General features: G+C 67.8%; 19 protein-coding genes. 7 read left to right on the top strand and 12 right to left on the bottom strand.

Going from position 1 to position 17545, the window contains the following annotated elements; all coding sequences use genetic code 11:
* Nucleotides 1-75 precede the first annotated feature (75 nt).
* Nucleotides 76-1134 carry a GlxA family transcriptional regulator gene (locus QWG60_RS09625; protein ID WP_046078063.1) on the top strand — a complete coding sequence of 353 codons (1059 nt, stop codon included), beginning with the start codon at nucleotides 76-78 and terminating at the stop codon, nucleotides 1132-1134.
* 16 nt (nucleotides 1135-1150) lie between these two features.
* Here the strand turns inward: QWG60_RS09625 and QWG60_RS09620 are convergent, their stop codons facing one another.
* The 3 genes from QWG60_RS09620 to QWG60_RS09610 all read right to left on the bottom strand — a co-directional run bounded on the left by QWG60_RS09620 (nucleotide 1151) and on the right by QWG60_RS09610 (nucleotide 3954).
* Nucleotides 1151-2377 (bottom strand): TauD/TfdA family dioxygenase, encoded by a 1227-nt coding sequence (locus tag QWG60_RS09620; RefSeq protein WP_046078064.1) that lies wholly within the window; start codon nucleotides 2375-2377, stop codon nucleotides 1151-1153.
* A gap of 120 nt (nucleotides 2378-2497) precedes the next feature.
* Entirely contained in the window at nucleotides 2498-2878 is a 381-nt protein-coding gene (locus QWG60_RS09615; protein WP_046078065.1) for a Rieske (2Fe-2S) protein, read from the bottom strand.
* Between the two features lie 122 nt (nucleotides 2879-3000).
* Nucleotides 3001-3954 carry a GlxA family transcriptional regulator gene (locus tag QWG60_RS09610; protein ID WP_046078066.1) on the bottom strand — a complete coding sequence of 318 codons (954 nt, stop codon included), beginning with the start codon at nucleotides 3952-3954 and terminating at the stop codon, nucleotides 3001-3003.
* Between the two features lie 151 nt (nucleotides 3955-4105).
* Here QWG60_RS09610 and QWG60_RS09605 point away from each other — a divergent pair, with 151 nt between their 5' ends.
* Nucleotides 4106-5068, top strand: a complete 963-nt coding sequence (locus tag QWG60_RS09605; protein WP_107181476.1) for a GlxA family transcriptional regulator — start codon at nucleotides 4106-4108, stop codon at nucleotides 5066-5068.
* Between the two features lie 9 nt (nucleotides 5069-5077).
* On the opposite strand, the gene QWG60_RS09600 is transcribed toward QWG60_RS09605, so the two are convergent.
* Together QWG60_RS09600 and QWG60_RS09595 are read right to left on the bottom strand one after the other, a co-directional pair.
* Nucleotides 5078-5752, bottom strand: coding sequence for a Fe2+-dependent dioxygenase (locus QWG60_RS09600; protein WP_146908982.1), 675 nt, complete (start codon nucleotides 5750-5752; stop codon nucleotides 5078-5080).
* 126 nt (nucleotides 5753-5878) lie between these two features.
* Nucleotides 5879-6481 carry a hypothetical protein gene (locus tag QWG60_RS09595; protein WP_186810074.1) on the bottom strand — a complete coding sequence of 201 codons (603 nt, stop codon included), beginning with the start codon at nucleotides 6479-6481 and terminating at the stop codon, nucleotides 5879-5881.
* A gap of 3 nt (nucleotides 6482-6484) precedes the next feature.
* Between QWG60_RS09595 and QWG60_RS09590 the strand changes: the two genes are divergently transcribed.
* A complete protein-coding gene (locus QWG60_RS09590) occupies nucleotides 6485-7123 on the top strand; it encodes a hypothetical protein (protein ID WP_186810075.1) in 639 nt (212 codons plus the stop codon).
* Nucleotides 7124-7228: 105 nt separating this feature from the next.
* Here QWG60_RS09590 and QWG60_RS09585 read toward each other — a convergent pair whose 3' ends face one another.
* From QWG60_RS09585 to argF, 6 genes are all read right to left on the bottom strand, one after another.
* Nucleotides 7229-8836: a BCCT family transporter gene (locus QWG60_RS09585; RefSeq protein ID WP_046078080.1), complete on the bottom strand. Its 1608-nt coding sequence runs from the start codon at nucleotides 8834-8836 to the stop codon at nucleotides 7229-7231.
* A gap of 167 nt (nucleotides 8837-9003) precedes the next feature.
* Nucleotides 9004-9465, bottom strand: a complete 462-nt coding sequence (locus QWG60_RS09580; RefSeq protein WP_107181474.1) for a thioesterase family protein — start codon at nucleotides 9463-9465, stop codon at nucleotides 9004-9006.
* Nucleotides 9465-10421 (bottom strand): L-carnitine dehydrogenase, encoded by a 957-nt coding sequence (locus QWG60_RS09575; protein ID WP_046078070.1) that lies wholly within the window; start codon nucleotides 10419-10421, stop codon nucleotides 9465-9467. The genes QWG60_RS09580 and QWG60_RS09575 overlap by 1 nt, the downstream gene beginning before the upstream one ends.
* Nucleotides 10418-11338 (bottom strand): BKACE family enzyme, encoded by a 921-nt coding sequence (locus tag QWG60_RS09570; RefSeq protein ID WP_146908985.1) that lies wholly within the window; start codon nucleotides 11336-11338, stop codon nucleotides 10418-10420. Before QWG60_RS09570 ends, QWG60_RS09575 begins: the two co-directional genes overlap by 4 nt.
* Nucleotides 11339-11630: 292 nt before the next feature.
* Nucleotides 11631-11933 carry a hypothetical protein gene (locus QWG60_RS09565; RefSeq protein WP_035598189.1) on the bottom strand — a complete coding sequence of 101 codons (303 nt, stop codon included), beginning with the start codon at nucleotides 11931-11933 and terminating at the stop codon, nucleotides 11631-11633.
* 213 nt (nucleotides 11934-12146) lie between these two features.
* Nucleotides 12147-13067 (bottom strand): ornithine carbamoyltransferase, encoded by a 921-nt coding sequence (gene argF, locus QWG60_RS09560; RefSeq protein ID WP_146908987.1) that lies wholly within the window; start codon nucleotides 13065-13067, stop codon nucleotides 12147-12149.
* Between the two features lie 155 nt (nucleotides 13068-13222).
* Between argF and QWG60_RS09555 the strand changes: the two genes are divergently transcribed.
* Entirely contained in the window at nucleotides 13223-13567 is a 345-nt protein-coding gene (locus QWG60_RS09555) for a Grx4 family monothiol glutaredoxin (protein ID WP_107181471.1), read from the top strand.
* A gap of 153 nt (nucleotides 13568-13720) precedes the next feature.
* Here QWG60_RS09555 and rnt read toward each other — a convergent pair whose 3' ends face one another.
* Complete coding sequence (rnt, locus tag QWG60_RS09550; protein ID WP_035598185.1) at nucleotides 13721-14386, bottom strand: ribonuclease T; 666 nt, start codon at nucleotides 14384-14386, stop codon at nucleotides 13721-13723.
* A 148-nt stretch (nucleotides 14387-14534) separates the two neighbouring features.
* Between rnt and QWG60_RS09545 the strand changes: the two genes are divergently transcribed.
* The 3 genes from QWG60_RS09545 to QWG60_RS09535 all read left to right on the top strand — a co-directional run bounded on the left by QWG60_RS09545 (nucleotide 14535) and on the right by QWG60_RS09535 (nucleotide 17544).
* A complete protein-coding gene (locus QWG60_RS09545) occupies nucleotides 14535-15755 on the top strand; it encodes an argininosuccinate synthase (protein ID WP_146908989.1) in 1221 nt (406 codons plus the stop codon).
* Nucleotides 15756-15952: 197 nt separating this feature from the next.
* The gene (locus QWG60_RS09540; RefSeq protein WP_046078158.1) at nucleotides 15953-16255 is read left to right on the top strand and encodes an HlyU family transcriptional regulator; all 303 of its coding nucleotides are present in this window, start codon (nucleotides 15953-15955) and stop codon (nucleotides 16253-16255) included.
* A gap of 164 nt (nucleotides 16256-16419) precedes the next feature.
* A complete protein-coding gene (locus QWG60_RS09535; protein WP_146908991.1) occupies nucleotides 16420-17544 on the top strand; it encodes a DUF294 nucleotidyltransferase-like domain-containing protein in 1125 nt (374 codons plus the stop codon).
* Nucleotide 17545 lies beyond the last annotated feature (1 nt).

Raw genomic sequence — 17545 nt, 5'->3', positions numbered from 1 at the left:
GCGCCGGTGACGTGACACCCCTGTACCCTAACGTCGGTTCAGCGGTAGAATTTGATAAAATCCGCCATAAGGTTGATGAATTTGGACGTAGGCGAGGAGGTTTCCGCCGTCTGGCCCTATCCGCGGCCGGATTCACCGCCACTGCTGTCGCCGGAGCAGGCCGAGCAGACGCTGGACGTCTGGCTGTTGCCCAAGTTCTCGATGCTGACGCTGTTCTGCATGCTCGAGCCGCTGCGGGTGGCCAATCGCTTCGGGCGGGAACTGTTCGCCTGGCGGCTGCGCTCGGTGGATGGCGAGGGCGTGGTCGCCAGCAATGGCGTGTGTATCGAGGTGGATGGCCGGCTGGCCGACGCGCCGGACGATGCCCACCTGATGGTGGTGTCGTCCTACGAGGCGGAGGCCACGGTGATGGCCCAGGACCGTGCGGTGCTGCGCCGGATCGCGGCGCATGGCGGCTGGCTGGGTGGGCTGGACACGGCGCCCTTCATCCTGGCGCGGGCCGGAGTGCTGGAGGGGCATCGCGTGGCCATGCACTGGGAGAGCGTGCCGGCTTTCCGGCGTGAGTTTCCCGCTCTCAGGATCAGTCGGCGTCGCTTCTCGTCCGATGCGACGCGCCAGACCGGCGCCGGTGGCACTACCGGGATCGACATGATGCTGGATCGCATCGCCCGGGATTACGGGCCGGCGCTGGCCGATGCAGTGAGCCGTCAGCTGGTCCATGACCGCCACGATGCCTCGAGCGGTGCAGACGGCGGGGAGGGCGAGGATGGAGACGCGATCGGCGAGGTGACGCCATCACACTACGCGAACCTGCCGCGTAGCGTGGTGAAGAGTCTGGCGGTGATGGAAGCCAACCTGGCCAAAGCACTGCCCATCCCCGAGATCTGCCGCCTGGCGGGTCAGTCCCAGCGGCAGCTTTCGCGGCTGTTTCTGGCGCATTTCGGCGAGACGCCCAAGCAGTGCTACCTGGGGATGCGGCTCGACCGGGCGCAGCGATTGCTCTCGGCCAGCCACGCCACGGTCACCGAGGCCGCCCTGGCCAACGGTTTCAGCCATCTTGCGCACTTCTCCCGGGCCTATCGGGCGCGCTTCGGGGAAGCGCCAAGAGAGACGGCGGCCCGAGGCCCCGGCTAGGGAGACGAGGCCCGGGTCAGGCCTCGACGCCGATGCGCCGCTGCCGGCGGGCGCGCTGCACCATGCGATAGCGCGAGCGGATCTCGTCGCGCTCCATGTAGCAGCCCTGCAGCCAGCGATGGCCGGTGCTGCCCTCGAAGGCGTCGCGGGCGTGCAGCAGGCGGCGGTTGTCGAAGATCACCAGGTCGCCGGGCGCGTAGGTGAAGCGAATGGCGAAGGCCGGGTCGCGCAGCAGCCGCTGCAGTGCCATCAGCGCCTCGTAGGCCGGCTCCACGTCCTCGAAGGCGGTCTGCAGCGGGCCGCGCAGGAAGTCGGCGATGCGTACCTCGAGCAGCTCGCCGCGGGCGTCGAGGCGGATCATCGGCTCGAACCACACATGGTCGGTGGTCCTGGCGGTGTTGGCGTAGCACCAGCGCACCCGGGTCAGGGTCTCCCAGGCCTCGGGGTTTCGCTCACGCAGTGCCTCGGCCACCGCGAAGCCATCGAGCATCACCGCCTGGCCGCCCTCCACGCTGTTTTCCAGGCAGTGCAGCATCTGCAGGCCCGGATGGTACTCGCGGGTCGGCAGGTCGGTGTGGGGCGGCAGGGCGATGGAGGTGTAGGCGTTGGAGTCCGGGTCCGGCTTGGCCTTGACGTTGAACAGGCCGCCGAAATTGGTATCGCGGATCGGGCCGATGCGATGGGCGATGGCCTCCAGCGAGCCGGGCTCGGTGGGCAGGCCGCGCAGTCTTACCAGCCCCTTGCCGAGCACGCTCTCGAGCGCCGGCGCGAGGATCGCCTCCTCGGCCTCGCTGGCGGGGGCGGTATCGAGCAGGCCGCTGGCGTCGAGGGTGTCGGGGCCGGCATCGGGGCTGCCGTGCCAGAGGGTCACCGGGACCAGCGGCGCCTCGGGATCGCCGGCGTTGTCGTAGTCGTGGGCGCGCAGCCAGCCGGGGTGGAAGCGCAGGCGACGGTCCTCGGGAGCGAAGGTCACGCACAGCGCGCCGGCGGCATCGATGTCGGCGCCTTCGATCTCCGGCCATGCCGGCAGGGCCGAGAGGTCCAGGATGCGCTCGCGGGTCGCGGGATTGACGGTGGTCTCGTCGGCGGCGTTCTCGCGCAGCCAGATGCCGTGATAGCGGCTGACGCGGCCGTCGCTCCAGCGCACCGTGACCAGGCGCGAGGTGAAGGAGACGGCATCGAGGTCGGCGTCGATCGGCCAGGCGTCGTAGTCGGGGGTGAGGGGCAGTGCGGCGTCGGTCATGGGCTAGTCTCCCGAGCGATGTATGTTCCGGCTCAGGATGCCAGCGCAGTCCCGTGGGCTAGCGTCATGATTCGACGCCGACTGTGCACGATTCGACAGATAGGCGCTAGGCGAGGCGTTTTACGAAACGTTGCCGATGACCAGCCAGTCGTCCTCCACATGCACCGGCACCGGGTCCAGGGCGCAGCCCGTCCCCAGGCCGCCTACGCCTTCGCCGCTGCGCGTGGCGAAGGCGGCGTCGTGGTTGGTGCAGCGCAGTGTCTCGCCGTCGTCGCTGAGCAGGCGGTTGCCGCGCTGGTCGAGGGGCAGGTACTGGTGCGGGCAGGCGTTGACGTAGGCGACCAGGGCATCGTCGGCGAGGCGCACCACCAGCAGCGGAAAGCGGCCGCGCTCGCTCTCCACGGTCAGGCTCAGGTGTCCGTGCTCGGGCAGATCGATGGCGGGTGCGACGCGGGTGCCGAAGGGTGGGGCGCTGCGGTACTGCTGCCAGGCGGCTGTCATGATGGGGTTCCTCTGATCACGGTTCATTTGGTTTCAAGTGAAACCGTATGGGCATCCGTGTGTCAACGCGGCGAACGTCCTGGGGTATCGGAGTTCAGGTGTCGGAGGCCGGGTATCGGGGCTCAGCGTCGCTGTCGAAGTTCGCTGGGCGTCATGCCATGCCGTTGGCGGAAGGCGCGGGTGAAGCTGGAGGCGGAGGCGAAGCCGCTGGCCAGAGCGACGTCCATCACGGAATGCCGGGTCTCCTGCAGCAGCCGCCGGGCGTGGTCCAGCCGACGCGCCAGGTAGGCCCGCTGCGGCGACGTGCCCAGATGACGGGCGAACAGACGATCCAGCCGCCGCCAGGAGAGGTCGAGCTCGTCGGCCAGTCGGCGAATCTCCAGCGGCGTGTCCAGATTGGCGTCCATCAGGTCGAGGGCGCGGTGGAGTGTCGGATCCTCGGGGGCGGCAGGGTCACGCTGGCGGCTGGCCGGGCGTCGGCCCTGGTCGTGCAGCAGCTGGTCGCGGACCCGCTCGGCCAGCTCGCGGCCGTGGCGTCGTCGGATCAGGTCGAGACTCATGTCGATGGACGAACTGCCACCGGCGCAGGAAAAACCCTCCGGCGTCACCTCGTAGAGTGACTCCACCGCGTCGATGCCGGGAAAGCGGGCACGGAACTCGGGCAGCGATTCCCAGTGCAGCGTCACCGTCTGGTCGTCGAGCAGGCCGGCGGTGGCCAGCACGAAGCAGCCCGTGTCCATGCCGCCAAGCCGGCAGCCCGCCGCGGCGCGCTCGCGCAGCCAGTCGACCAGCGTCTGGTCGATGGCGGCTTCCGGCTCGAAGCTGGCGCACACCGCCAGGCTGGGCGCGAGCGGGGCCTCATCCAGGGCGTGATCGACCGCCAGGGTCATGCCGTTGGAGGCGACCACCGGCTCGCCGTCGCGGCCGATCAGCCGCCACTCGAACAGCGGCCGACCGCTGATGCGATTGGCGATGCGCAGCGGTTCGATCGCCGAGAAGAACGCCACCATGGCGAAGCGCGGCAGCAGCAGGAAGTCGATCCGCTCCGGTGCGGGGACGTTGGGCGTCAGTCTCATGGGCCTCGTGGCGGCAGCGGGGTAGGGTGCACCACGATTGTAGAGCCGGCGCCGGGGGATGCAATGTCGAGCGGTGACCGCCCGGCAGGCTTGTTCCTTCACCTGGGGCCGGTCATCATGTCGGCCCTTTCCTTGCCGTACATCCGCTGCCATGCGCCTCGACTATGCCGGCCCGCTGCCCGAGCCGATCGGGTTCCTCCTGCTGCCCCGTTTCTCGATGATGGCCTTCTTCTCGGCCGTGGAGCCTCTGCGCATCGCCAATCGCATCAGCGGTCGGCCGCTGTTCGAGTGGACGCTGATCAGTGAGGACGGCGGGCCGGTCACGGCTTCCAACGGCATGACGCTGCTGGCCGATCAGGACATCGAGGCGCGCTATCATCCCGCGTCGCTGGCGGTCTGCAGCGGTTTCGATCCCGAGCGTTACCTGAGCCGTGGGCTGATGCGCTGGCTGCATCGGCTGGACGGGGCCGGCTGCGCGTTGGGCGGGCTCGATACCGGCGGTTTCCTGCTGGCCGCGGCGGGGCTGCTGGAGGGCGAGCGGGTGACCCTGCACTGGGAGAGCCTGCCGGCCTTCCGCGAGCGCTTCCCGGCGATCGAGACCTCCGACGAGCTGTTCGAGCTGGGCGAGCGGCGCTTCTCCTGCGCCGGCGGGGCGGCGGCCATGGACATGGCGCTGGACGTGATCGCCCGGCGTCACGGGCAGCGGCTGGCTGTCGACGTGTCCGAACAGCTGATTCACGAGCGCATGCGCACCCGTCACGATTCACAGCGCATGACCCAGGCGCGGCGCCTGGCCACGCATAGCCCACGGCTGGCGGAGGCCGTCGAACTGATGGAGCGCCACCTGGAAACGCCGCTGACGCTGGAGGACGTGGCGAGCCGCAGCGGCGTCTCGCTACGACAGCTGCAGCGGCTGTTCGAGCGCGAGCTGGGACGCTCGCCCCGTGACTGGTACCTGGCGCTGCGCCTGGCCCGGGCGCGTCAGCTGCTGGAGGAAACGGACCTCGAGGTGCTCGGCGTGGCCCTGGCCTGTGGCTTCACCTCGAGTTCCAGCTTCTCGCGGGCCTTTCGCCAGCACTTCGGTGCCTCGCCGCGGGAGGTGCGGCGAGGCTGAGGCGGTCGACTACACCTCCGCCCACATTCTCAGCAGATTCGCCAGGCTCTTGGACAGCATGTCGAAGGTCAGGGTCTTGCCGTTGGCGTCGAACTCCTGGCGGCGAGTGGTATCCAGGTCGAAGAGGATCTCGCGCTGCTGCGGGTCGCGGACCTGGCTCTGGGCCCAGCCCACCGCGGCAAGGCGCTCGCCGCGGGTGACCGGTTCGACGCGATGCAGGGTCGAGGAGGGATAGAGGATCAGTCCGCCGGCCGGCAGCTTGTAGGTCTGCTCGCCGGCGGGGGTGTCCATCAGCAGCTCGCCGCCGTCATAGCTGTCCGGATCGTTGAGGAAGAGGGTGAACGACAGGTCGGTGCGCATGGCGCCCTGGGGCGTGGCCATCACCGCATCGTCGACGTGGTTGCCGTAGGTCATGCCTTCCTGGTAGCGGCTGAACATCAGCGGCTTCATTTGCTTCGGGCGCGCCGCCATCTGGAACAGCGGATGGTCGTGGAGGGCCTTGGTGACCTCCTGGCGCAGTTCGGCGATGTCGGGGTGACGGCCGTCGGCCTGCTGGTTCTGCTTGACCGTGCGTGCGTGCCAGCCGGCGGTCTCGCGTCCGTCGCGGAATTCGCTGCCGGCCAGCGTGGCGCACACGCGGGACAGCAGCTCGGAAGGGATGGTCTGGTCGATGCAGAGGATCACGGTCGGTGCTCCGGGAGCTGAGGATGTGTCGCGGATTATAAACGACTGTGAATCGTTTGCATTACACTTCCCGAGGTAGCACCCTATGGCCGCTTGAGTCGGCCTCAGGGCCGCGTGTCCCGGCAATCACAACATCAAAAGGAAGCGTCCATGTCTCACTCTACTCGAACCAAGCTCTGGGTCGGCGTTGGTACCACTGTCCTGCTGGGGGCCGGCACCGCCAGTGGGGCGGAGCCCGATGCTTCGGCGGCGTTCACCCAAGGCCCCGACCAGCCGATGCTGGCACACGCCGACCATGGCGATGAAGGCGGCGAATACGGCCATCACGGCGGCGAAGGTGGCGAGGGTGGCGAAAGCGGTCACCACGATGGCGGTGAAGGCGGCGAGGGTGGCGAAAGCGGTCACCATGACGGCGGCGAAGGCGGCGAGGGTGGCGAATCCGGCCATCATGGCGGTGAAGGCGGCGAGGGTGGTGAATCCGGCCATCACGGCGGCGAAGGTGGCGAGGGTGGAGAATCCGGCCATCACGGCGGCGAAGGTGGTGAATCCGGCCATCATGGCGGTGAAGGCGGTGAAGGCGGTGAAGGCGGTGAAGGCGGTGAAGCCGGTGCCTCGGCCGATCCCTACGCCGTCTTCGCTTACCTGAACGCTTCGGCCGGCGGCGAAGGTGGTGAAGGTGGCGAAGGTGGTGAAGGCGGCGAAGGTGGTGAAGGCGGCGAAGCCGGCCACGTCATGAACGTCACCAATCCCGGCGTCTATGCCACCAACCTCGCCATGATGAAGGGCCACCTGACCGTGGCGCGCGAGCTCTACCAGGAAGGCGAGCAGACCGCTGCCCAGCCGCACTTCGGTCATCCGATCCATGAACTCTACGAGCCCATGGCGCCGGCCTTCGAGGAACGCGGCGTCGACGATGTCGAGCCCGCTCTCGAGGCGCTGATCGCCGATACCCGCGAGGGCGGCGAGTGGGGCAGCCATGACGAGGCCTATGAGGCGGCATTCGATGCCATCGATGGGGCGCTGGAGACGGTCGACGCCGATCTGCGCGGCGACGTGGCCTTCCAGAGCCGCATCCAGCTGGCGCTGCTGAGCCAGGCCATGCACGAGTACCAGGAAGCCATCGGCGACGACGGCGAGTTCGTCAACGTGCTGGAATATCAGGACAGCTTCGGCTTCGTGCAGATCGCCCGCGAGCAGCTCGAGCAGCACGCCGACCTGTATGATGACGAGACACGGGACGAGCTGATGGCGGCCTATGACGCCACGCTGAAGGCCTGGCCGTCCGTGGTGGCGCCCGCCTCGCCGGTGATGACGCCGGGCGAGCTGTCCGCCAGCCTGTTCAAGCTGGAGGCCACTCTCGGCCAGTACTGAACGTAGCGAGATATGTCGGGGCGTTGGCCCCGTGATGAAAGGCCCGATCCGGCGATGCCGGATCGGGCCTTCCTGTTGCCTGCCCTGGTGATCGATAGGACCGTGCTAGCGTTTCGCCGCCGATGCAGGCGCGCGACGCGACTCGCGCAGCAGCGAGAGCAGCACCCCGCCGGTCATCACCAGGATGACCACGCTCAGCGGCAGTGCGGCGGCGATCAACGCGGTCTGCAGCGCCTTGAGGCCGCCGGCCACCAGCAGTGCTGCCGCCACCAGCCCGATCACCACGCCCCAGAAGACCCGGAAGCGCTGCGGCGGCTCCTCGTTGCCCAGCGACAGGATGGTGGTCAGCACCAGGGTACCGGAGTCCGAGGAGGTGACGAACCAGCTCATCAGCAGGAACACCATCAACGCCGAGAGCACCCAGCCGAGGGTGCCGGTGCCGGCGATGCCGTCGGCGCTCTCGAACAGCGCGGCCGGCAGGTTCCAGGCGTTGACCAGCTCGATGATCCCGCCGCTGCCCGGGCCGCCCGCGGCATGCAGCTCCTGGTAGAGGGCGTTGCCGCCGAAGATGATCAGCCATACGAAGATGATCAGGGTCGGCACCAGCAGCACGCCGAGCACGAACTCACGCAGGGTGCGGCCCCGGGAGATGCGTGCGATGAACAGGCCGACGAACGGTGCCCAGGCCAGCCACCAGCCCCAGTAGAAGATGGTCCACCCCTGTTGCCACTCGGTGGTGCCGGGCTCGTCGGCGAACCACAGTCCCATGGGAAGGAAGTTGACGGCGTAGTCGAGCACCGTCTCGCCGAAGGCGCTCACCAGCCACAGGGTCGGGCCGCCGATCAGGAAGGCACCAACGACCACCACCGAGACCCAGATGTTGAGCTCGGAGATCACCTTGATGCCTTTCTTCACGCCCGAGACCACCGAGAGGATCGAAATCAACGAGATCACGGCGATCAGGGTCAGCTGGGTGTCGAGGCCCGCGCCGATGCCGACCAGACGCTCCAGGCCCACTGCCATCTGGCTGACGCCCAGGCCCAGCGAGGTGGCGACGCCGAACACGCAGCCGAGTACGCCGAGGATGTCCACCAAGTGGCCGACCGGTCCGAAGATGCGTTCGCCGATGAAGGGATAGAGCGCCGAGCGCAGCGCCAGCGGAAGCCCCTTGCGGTAGGCGAAGTAGGCCAGTGACATGCCGACGATCACGTAGATCGCCCAGCCGTGCAGCCCCCAGTGAAACACCGAGACGCGCAGCGCATCGATGGCGCGCTCGTGGTTCATGGCGGTGGCCCCGGCCATGTCGGCATGGGGATTGTTGGGGTAGCCGAAGGCGCCGGCGTTGTCGAAGTAGAAGACCGGCTCGGCCACGCCGAAGAACAGGATGCCGATGCCGATGCCGGCCGAGAACAGCATCGAGAACCAGGCGAAGTTGCTGAAGTCGGGGCGGCTGTCGTCGGGGCCCAGGCGCACGCTGCCGTAGCGGCTGATCACGATGAAGGCGCACACCGCCATCAGCAGCATCACGGTCACCAGGTAGTAGCCGCTGAAGGTGCTCTCGATCCAGGCACGGGTGGTGCCGAACAGGCCGCCGGCCAGGTCCGGCATCATGCCGGTGAAGAGCACGAATGCCAGCACCAGCAAGGCCGCGGTGATGGTCATGCCCTTGTGCATGCCGCTGAAGACACCATTTTGCGACAGTTCGGTGATCATGTAGTCGGTGGAGGTCTCCACCTCATGACTGGCACGGCGAGTCGGTGGGGTGGGGGGAGTTGGCGTGGTGATAATTTTTCTCCTCTCGGGCCGGGCCGCGGGCCGGCGATCCCGTATCCGCCCGGCATCGACCGGGCGGAGAAGCGTTGTCATGTGCTCGATCGTCGTCAGCGCTTGGCGGGCAGCCCGATGCGGCGTCCGGCGGCGTCCGGCCAGGCATCCGCTGCGGCGATTGGCAGCTCGCCGATGGCCGCCTCGACGGGGTCGGGGAAGGGCGCCGGGCGCCCGGCCTCACTGTCGATGCCCATCAGCATCTGCTCGCTGGTGGCCAGCAGGGTGCCCTCGGTATCGCGCATCTCGAAGAAGACGTGAAGCCGTTTGGCGTCGCGGTCGAGCACGGTCACGTCCACCGCCAGCGGCTGACCTTCATGGGCCTCGCGGCGATAGCAGAGATGGGTCTCCAGGGTATAGACGGTGTAGCCATGGCGCCGACGGCCGGCCTCGTCGAGGCCGATGGCGTCCATCAGCGCCTCCACGCCCAGAGAGAACACCCGGGCGTATTCGGCGTCGTTCATATGGCCGTTGTAGTCGACCCATTCCGGGACGACGCGGGTCTCGAGCAGTGCCATCAGATGCGTCCTTCCAGGCCTTCGGCCTCGGGCCAGTACTTCTGCACCAGGTCGAGCAGCTCGACCAGGAAGTCGTCGCGGCGACGGTCGAGCTCGGCGACCGGGCGCTCGGCGGCCTGGAACTCGCAGCCCTCGACCACCTTGTCGATCAGCTCGTCGGTGAGTTCCGGGGCCTCGAGCTTGGTCCAGGGCAGTTTCAGCGCCGGGCCGAACTGCTCAAGCATGTGACGCATGCCCTGTTCGCCCCCGGCCAGATGGAAGGTCAGGAAGGTGCCCATCAGCGACCAGCGCAGGCCACAGCCGTAGACCACGGCGGCATCCACTTCCTCGGTGGTGGCCACGCCGTCGTTGACCAGGTGCAGGGCCTCGCGCCACAGCGCCTCCATCAGTCGGTCGGCGATATGCCCTTCGATCTCGCGACGCACCACCAGCGGCCGCATGGCCAGCGCCTGGTAGAGCGCCTGGGCCTGCTCGATCTGGCGGGGCTCGGTGGCTTCGCCGCCGACCAGCTCCACCAGCGGTAGCAGATAGACCGGGTTGAAGGGATGAGCGACGATCACCCGGCCCGGCACCCAGGCGCAGTCACGCTGCAGGTCGCTGGGCTTGAAGCCCGAGGTGGAGGAGCCGATGATCGCGCCGGGCGCCGCCGCGGCGTCGATGGCGGCGAGGATCTCGCGCTTGAGTTCGAGGCGCTCCGGCACGTTCTCCTGAATCAGGTCGGCGCCGGCCACGGCTTCCTCGAGGCTGTCGACGAAGGTCAGTCGCGTGGGGGCCGCGCCCTCGGCCAGGCCGAGCTTCTCGAGCGACGGCCAGGCATTGTCGACGAAGGCGCGGGTGCGTTCGGCGGCGTTCGGCGCGGGGTCGAAGGCGACCACGTCCCAGCCCTGGGCCAGCGCCCGGGCGATCCAGCCGTTGCCGATGACGCCGGTGCCGATGACCGTCAGTTGGCGGCTCATGCCTCACCTCCCGGGGTGCTGGTGACGGTCTGACCGGTGCGCGGGTCGCGCAGCTTGAGATGCGCGCGGGTCTCGGCCGGGGGCATGATGCGTCCGCCGAGGTTCTCGACGATGGTGCCCGCCTTCTCGACCAGCTGGGCGTTGGTCGCCTTCACGCCCTTGCTCAGATAGAGGTTATCCTCCAGGCCGACGCGGGCGTGGCCGCCGAGCAGCATCGCCTGGGCGACCATGGGCATCTGCTGGCGGCCGATGCCGAAGGCCGCCCAGTTGGCGTTTTCCGGCAGCTTGTTGCGCATCGCCAGCATGGTCTCGGGATCGGCCTCGGCGCCCCAGGGGATGCCCAGGCACAGCTGGAACAGCGGGTCGCCGTCGAGCAGGCCTTCCTGCTGCAGCTGGCGGGCGAACCAGACGTGGCCCAGGTCGAAGCACTCGAGCTCCGGCTTCACGCCGGCGGCCTGGACCAGGCGGGCATGCTCGCGCAGCCAGTCGGCGGTGTTGACGTAGACCATGTCGCCGAAGTTGAGGCTGCCGCAGTCCAGGGTGCACAGCTCGGGCAGCAGCTCGCCGACCGGCGCGTGGCGCTCGGCCGGGGTCTGGATGTCGGTGCCCGGGCCGCCGCGGGTCGGGTCCTCGACGTCGGGAATCCAGTCGCCGCCGCCGCCGGCGGTGATGTTCATGACGATGTCGGTGTCCGCCTCGCGGACTCGCTCCATCACCTCGCGGAAGTGCTCGGTGGAGTGGCTGATGCCACCGGTCTCGGGATCGCGGACGTGGATGTGGGCGACGCTGGCGCCAGCCTTGGCGGCGGCGATGCAGTCGTCGGCGATCTGCTGGGGGGTGACCGGGACGTTGGGGTTCTTGTCGGCGGTGTCGCCGGCGCCGGTGATGGCGCAGGTGAGGATGACATTGCGGTTCATGGAGACCTCCTTGCGTGAACTGCAGGGAGTGTCCGTCATGGCGCCGGGAAGAAGTTGACGTTAGGCGACGTCGAGTTGATGCAAGTCGCCAGAGTGGCGAAAGGGAAGGACGCCGAGATCAGGCGATGCCGAAAAGTCGACGAGCGAAGGTTAGGCAAGGAAAAAATCAGCGAGAAGGCGGACCGGGCTCGCGTGCGAGTTTACGTGCTGTAAATGAGTACTTTGACCGGGCTCGCTCACGAGCTGATTTTTGACGCTGTATTACCGAGCGCAGGCACTTTTCGCGGATTGCCTAGGCGATATCGGCGGCGCCCTCGCCAAACATCTCGAACAACAGCTCTCGCCCCAGGTCGGTCAGCACGAAGCGACGCTGGGCGTTGAAGGTGGCGGCCTCGCTGCGCTCCAGGGTGCGCTGATGGCTCGGCCAGTCGTGCTCGGCGTCGGCGAGGGCGCTCAGGGCCTGGCGGTCGAGGCCACGATGGGGGCTGGAGACGGTTTCCAGCACGTGACCCTGGCGATAGAGCAGTTCGGCCATGTTGCAGAGGCACTGGCGGAGGCTGCGCTGGGCGATATTGCCGGCGGAGAGGGTGGTCATGAGGGACGGCCTGTCTCGCGGTGTCATATGTTGCGGCGCATTATACCGGCGGGAAGGGGGTTAGACCAAGGTATAAGGCGTGAGGCGTGAGGCGTCGCCGCTCCTCGGCTGGTCGCTGGTGGCTGCGATGGTGTCAGTCGCGTGGAAAAGCCGCAGAAACAGCGACGCCCCGGTGTTGCCGAGGCGTCGTGAGGGCAGCGAGAGAGGCGTCGATCAGCTCTCGACGCGGCCCAGCAGCAGGAACTCGATCAGCGCCTTCTGCGCGTGCAGGCGATTGCCCGCTTCCTGCCAGACCACGGCGCGCGGGTCCTCGAGCAGGGTCTCGCTGATCTCCTCGCCGCGGTGGGCCGGCAGGCAGTGCAGAAACAGCACGTCGTCGGCGGCGCGGTCGAGCATCGCCTCGCTGACCTGGAAACCGGCGAAGTCGGCCTCGCGCTTGGCCTGCTCTTCTTCCTGGCCCATGGAGGCCCAGACGTCGGTGGTCACCAGGTCGGCACCTTCCACGGCGGCCATCGGGTCGCGGTGGATGGTCACCCGGTCACCGGCGGCATCGAGGATGTCCTGACGCGGCTCGTAGCCTTCGGGGCAGACCACGCGCAGGTCGAACTCGAACTGGCGGGCGGCGTTGATCCAGGAGTGGCACATGTTGTTGCCGTCGCCGATCCATACCGCCGTGCGGCCGCGCACGCTGCCGCGCAGCTCGGTCCAGGTCATGACGTCGGCCAGCAGCTGGCAGGGATGGTAATCATCGGTCAGCGCGTTGATCACCGGCACGTCGCTGGCGTCGGAGAACTCCTCGAGGCCTTCATGGGAGAAGGTCCGGATCATCACCGCGTCGACCATCTCCGAGAGGACGCGGGCGGTGTCGCCGATCGGCTCGCCGCGGCCCAGCTGGGTGTCGCGGGGCGACAGGAACAGGGCGTGGCCGCCGAACTGGGCCATGGCGGTCTCGAACGACACCCGCGTGCGCGTCGACGACTTCTCGAAGATCATCGCCAGGGTGCGATTGGCGAACGGGGTGTAGGTCGGGCCGTGGGTCTTCAGGCCGTTCTTGATCGTGATGCCGCGCTGAATCAGGTAGCGCAGCTCTTCCGGACTCAGGTCGAGCAGGGTCAGGAAATGGCGGGTGGCCATGGCGTCACTCCACGGGAAAAAACGACCATCCTAGCCAGCCGGCGGGGGATGCGCAACGCGGCTGGCATCCGTACAATGGCGGCATCGAAGGCCCACCTGCGCGCTCGGGTATTGTCCTTGGCGCGGCGGCCACCACCGATCCAGAGGGAATGCAGATGAGTACCACCGTCGAGAACATCCAGCGCCAGATCAGCGAAAACCCGATCCTGATCTACATGAAGGGCACCCCCCAGCTGCCGCAGTGCGGCTTCTCTGCCCAGACCGTCCAGGCCCTGATGGCCTGCGGCGAGCGCTTCGCCTTCGTCAACGTGCTGGACAATCCGGACATCCGCGCCGAGCTGCCCAAGGTCGCCAACTGGCCGACCTTCCCGCAGCTGTGGGTCGAGGGTGAGCTGGTCGGCGGCTGCGACATCGTCGTCGAGATGTACCAGAACGGCGAGCTCGAGCCGCTGATCAAGGAGACCGCCGCCAAGCATCAGGACGACGCATCTGAAGCCTAAGCTTGAAGAGCGGCGCTTCACGCCTGGAAGCGTGAAGCTGGAAGAACAACACCCCCGCAGCCTGGCTGCGGGGGTGTTTGCTATGGGTGCCACTTGAGCCACTTAAGGGTCTGACCCCGCTGACCTTGGCCCCGCTTACCCGCAGCTTGCCGCTTACGGCTCTTCGATGCCCTGCTCGCGCTGGGCCAGCTGCCAGCCGCCCAGGTCCTTGTAGCGGTTGACCATGGCACAGAACAGCTCGGCGGTGCGTTCGGTGTCGTAGCGCGCCGAGTGGGCTTCGCTGTTGTCGAACTCGATACCGGCGGCGCGGCAGGCGCGGGCCAGCACGGTCTGGCCGTAGACCAGGCCGGCCAGCGAGGCGGTGTCGAAGCTCGAGAAGGGGTGGAAGGGATTGCGCTTGATCCCGCAGCGTTCCACCGCGGCGTTCAGGAAGCCGTGATCGAAGGCGGCGTTGTGCCCCACCAGTACGGCGCGGGTGCAGCCGCTGGCCTTGATCGCCTTGCGTACCGGCCGGAAGATCTCGCCCAGCGCCTCGGCCTCGCTGACCGCGACTTGCTGGCGCAGCGGGTCGTCGAGGCGGATGCCGGTGAAGTCCAGGGCGGACTGCTCGACGTTGGCCCCCTCGAAGGGATTGACGTGATAGGCATAGGTGGCGTCGGGCATCAGGTTGCCCTCGGGGTCCATGGTCAGGGTCACGGCGGCGATCTCCAGGATCGCGTCGCCTTGGGCATTGAAGCCGCCGGTTTCCAGGTCCACCACCACGGGCAGGAAACTGCGGAAGCGTTGTGCCATGAGTTCGCGGGCGGCCACCTCGCTCATGCACCTCTCCTTGACTTGGGGTCGGGTTGTCTCGAAACGCGGGAGTCTAGCAGTTTCACCGCGATGCGTCCCGCCGCGCCGGTATTCGCGCCAGGCTGGTCGCGCTATAATCGGCCCTCTACACCGAACAGCTAAAAGGAGCCTCAGCATGTCCGATGTCAAGAAGGTCGTGCTTGCCTATTCCGGCGGCCTGGACACGTCCGTCATCGTCAAGTGGTTGCAGGAAACCTACGACTGCGAAGTGGTGACCTTCACCGCCGACATCGGTCAGGGCGAGGAAGTCGAGCCGGCTCGTGCCAAGGCCGAGGCACTGGGCGTCAAGGAAATCTACATCGAGGACCTGCGCGAGGAGTTTGCCCGCGACTACGTCTACCCGATGTTCCGCGCCAACACCATCTACGAGGGCGAGTACCTGCTCGGTACCTCCATCGCGCGCCCGCTGATCGCCAAGCGCCTGATCGAGATCGCCAACCAGACCGGCGCCGACGCCATCTCCCACGGTGCCACCGGCAAGGGCAACGACCAGGTGCGCTTCGAGCTCGGCGCCTACGCGCTGAAGCCGGGCGTCAAGGTGATCGCCCCGTGGCGCGAGTGGGACCTCAACTCCCGCGAGAAGCTGATGGCCTACTGCCAGCAGCACGACATCCCGGTCGACTTCACCAGCCAGAAGAAGAAGTCGCCGTACTCCATGGATGCCAACCTGCTGCACATCTCCTACGAGGGCGGCAACCTCGAGGACCCCTGGACCGAGGCCGAGGAAGACATGTGGCGCTGGAGCGTCTCCCCGGAGGCGGCCCCGGACACCCCGACCTACGTCGAGCTGACCTATGAGAACGGCGACATCGTGGCCATCGACGGCGAGCCGATGCGTCCCCACGAGGTCATCTCCAAGCTCAACCAGATGGGCGGCGACAACGGCATCGGCCGTCTCGACATCGTCGAGAACCGCTACGTGGGCATGAAGTCCCGCGGCTGCTACGAGACCCCGGGGGGCACCATCATGCTGCGCGCCCACCGTGCCATCGAGTCGCTGACCCTGGACCGTGAGGAAGCCCACCTCAAGGACCAGCTGATGCCGAAGTACGCCGAGGTGATCTACAACGGCTACTGGTGGAGCCCGGAGCGTCGTGCCCTGCAGGCCGCCATCGACGAGACCCAGAAGAACGTCTCCGGCGTGGTGCGCATGAAGCTCTACAAGGGCAACGCCACCGTGGCCGGCCGCAAGTCCGACGCCTCGCTGTTCGATGAGTCCATCGCCACCTTCGAGGACGACGCCGGCGCCTACGACCAGAAGGATGCCGAGGGCTTCATCAAGCTCAACGCCCTGCGTCTGCGTATTGCGGCGGGTAAGGGTCGTCAGCAGGACTAAGGAAACGCGGATTTACTGCTGCACTCGATATCTTGGCCGCCAGCGGTGCCGGAGCGCCGGTCCGATCGGAATCCTCATGTAGCAGGCTACACTGCGGTTCCTGTGCTCCGGTGGCGACCAACCTCTCTTCGCTCGCCACGTAAATCCAGTGTTTCCTAGCGCCGGTCAAGTCGGCGCTCTTGATCCAGGAGGCTTCGATGCTGAAGAAACTGCTATCCGGTCTGTTCGGCCAGGGAGAGACGACGCCTGCCGCCGCGCCAGAGGGCGAGCCGGTGTCCTATCAGGGTTACCTGATCGTGCCCCAGTGTGAGGAGATGGGCGGCCAGTATCGCGTCAGCGGCTGGATCCGCAAGCCCCGCGGCGAGGACGAGGAGGTGCTCGAGCATCGCTTCGAGCGCTCCGATGTGGTGCCCGGTCGCGAGGCCTGCGAGGCGCTGATGGTCAGCAAGGCCGAGCGGATGATCGACGAGTTGGGCGACGCCTTGTTCGACGATCGCTGAGCCGATCTCCGGCTCTGCCAGAGGCTTCCGAGCGACGGCGTCCCCAGGGGCGCCGTCTTTTTTATGGTCGGCAATGAGGGCAGGGCACCGCATGACTGCTCCCGGTCAACCGGCAAGGACGAGGCGCTTGCTACGCTGGAGGCAGTCTTCTTTTGGGCATGCCGATGCACCTGCTCCACCGAACCTCGACCTGGCGCTCGCTGTTCGCCGACGACATCGTGCCCGATGTCGGGCGGCTGCCGGCGCTGCTCGCGCCGCTGGGCGAGGCCATCGAACGGCTGGGGCCGACGCCGAGCCTGGCCGAGGCCCATGCCTGGCAGCGCGATCTGGTGGCGGCGCTGGTGCGCCTCGACCTGCCGGCCTGGCGGATCAGTCAGTTGATCAGCGACCACAACGATGCGCTCTATCGCCGCGCCATCGAGGCGTCACTCGTCGCCATGCAGGAGCAGGGCTGGGGGGCGCCGCCGGTGGCGTTCTGCGTGCTGACCCTGGGCTCGGCGGCGCGCCACGAGAGTCTGCTGGTCCCGGACCAGGACAATGCCATGGTCATCGCCGACTATGCGGACGCCCGTCACACCGAGATCGATGGCTACTTCCAGGCGCTGGGCGAGCGCTTCACCGCCGCTCTCGACGCCGCCGGCATCCCGCTGTGCCCGGGGCACGTCATGGCGCGCTGGCCGATGTGGCGCAAGCGCCTCTCGGCGTGGCAGGCCCAGCTGGCCATCTGGACCGCCGAGCGGCGGGTCAAGCGCGTGCAGCAGGCCAATATCCTGCTCGATGCGTCACCGGTCTACGGGGAGGCGGCCCTGGCGACCGGACTGGTCGATGGCGTGATGCGTCACGTGCCCGAGGCCGGATTGTTCCTCGACGAGATGGCGGCGCTGTTGAACGAGTGCCCGGTGGCGCTCGACCGCTTCGGACGTCTGGCCGCCGGGGGCGAGGGGGCGCCGGCCGAGTCGGCGCTGGACCTCAAGCACCGTGGACTGCTGCCGCTGGTCGGCGCCGTGCGCCTGCTGAGTGTGCGTCATCGCGTGCGGGCGATGGCCACCCGCGAACGCCTGGCCGCACTGGTGATGGCGGGAGGGCTTGAGGCGGCGCTTGCCGCCGAGCTGAGGCGGGCGCTGGAGCGTTTGCAGGCGCTGTTGCTGTCGGCTCAGCGTGATGCCCTGCGTCAGGGCCGCATCGCCGATGGCTGGATCGCCCTCGACGCGCTCGGCGAGGACCAGCGTCTGCTGCTGCGCCATGACCTGGCCCTCATTCGGCGGCTGGTGAAGCGGGCACAGGCGTGAC

Source organism: Halomonas halophila, assembly GCF_030406665.1.
Classification (GTDB): domain Bacteria; phylum Pseudomonadota; class Gammaproteobacteria; order Pseudomonadales; family Halomonadaceae; genus Halomonas; species Halomonas halophila.
This window is presented reverse-complemented; position numbering and strand designations above follow the sequence as displayed.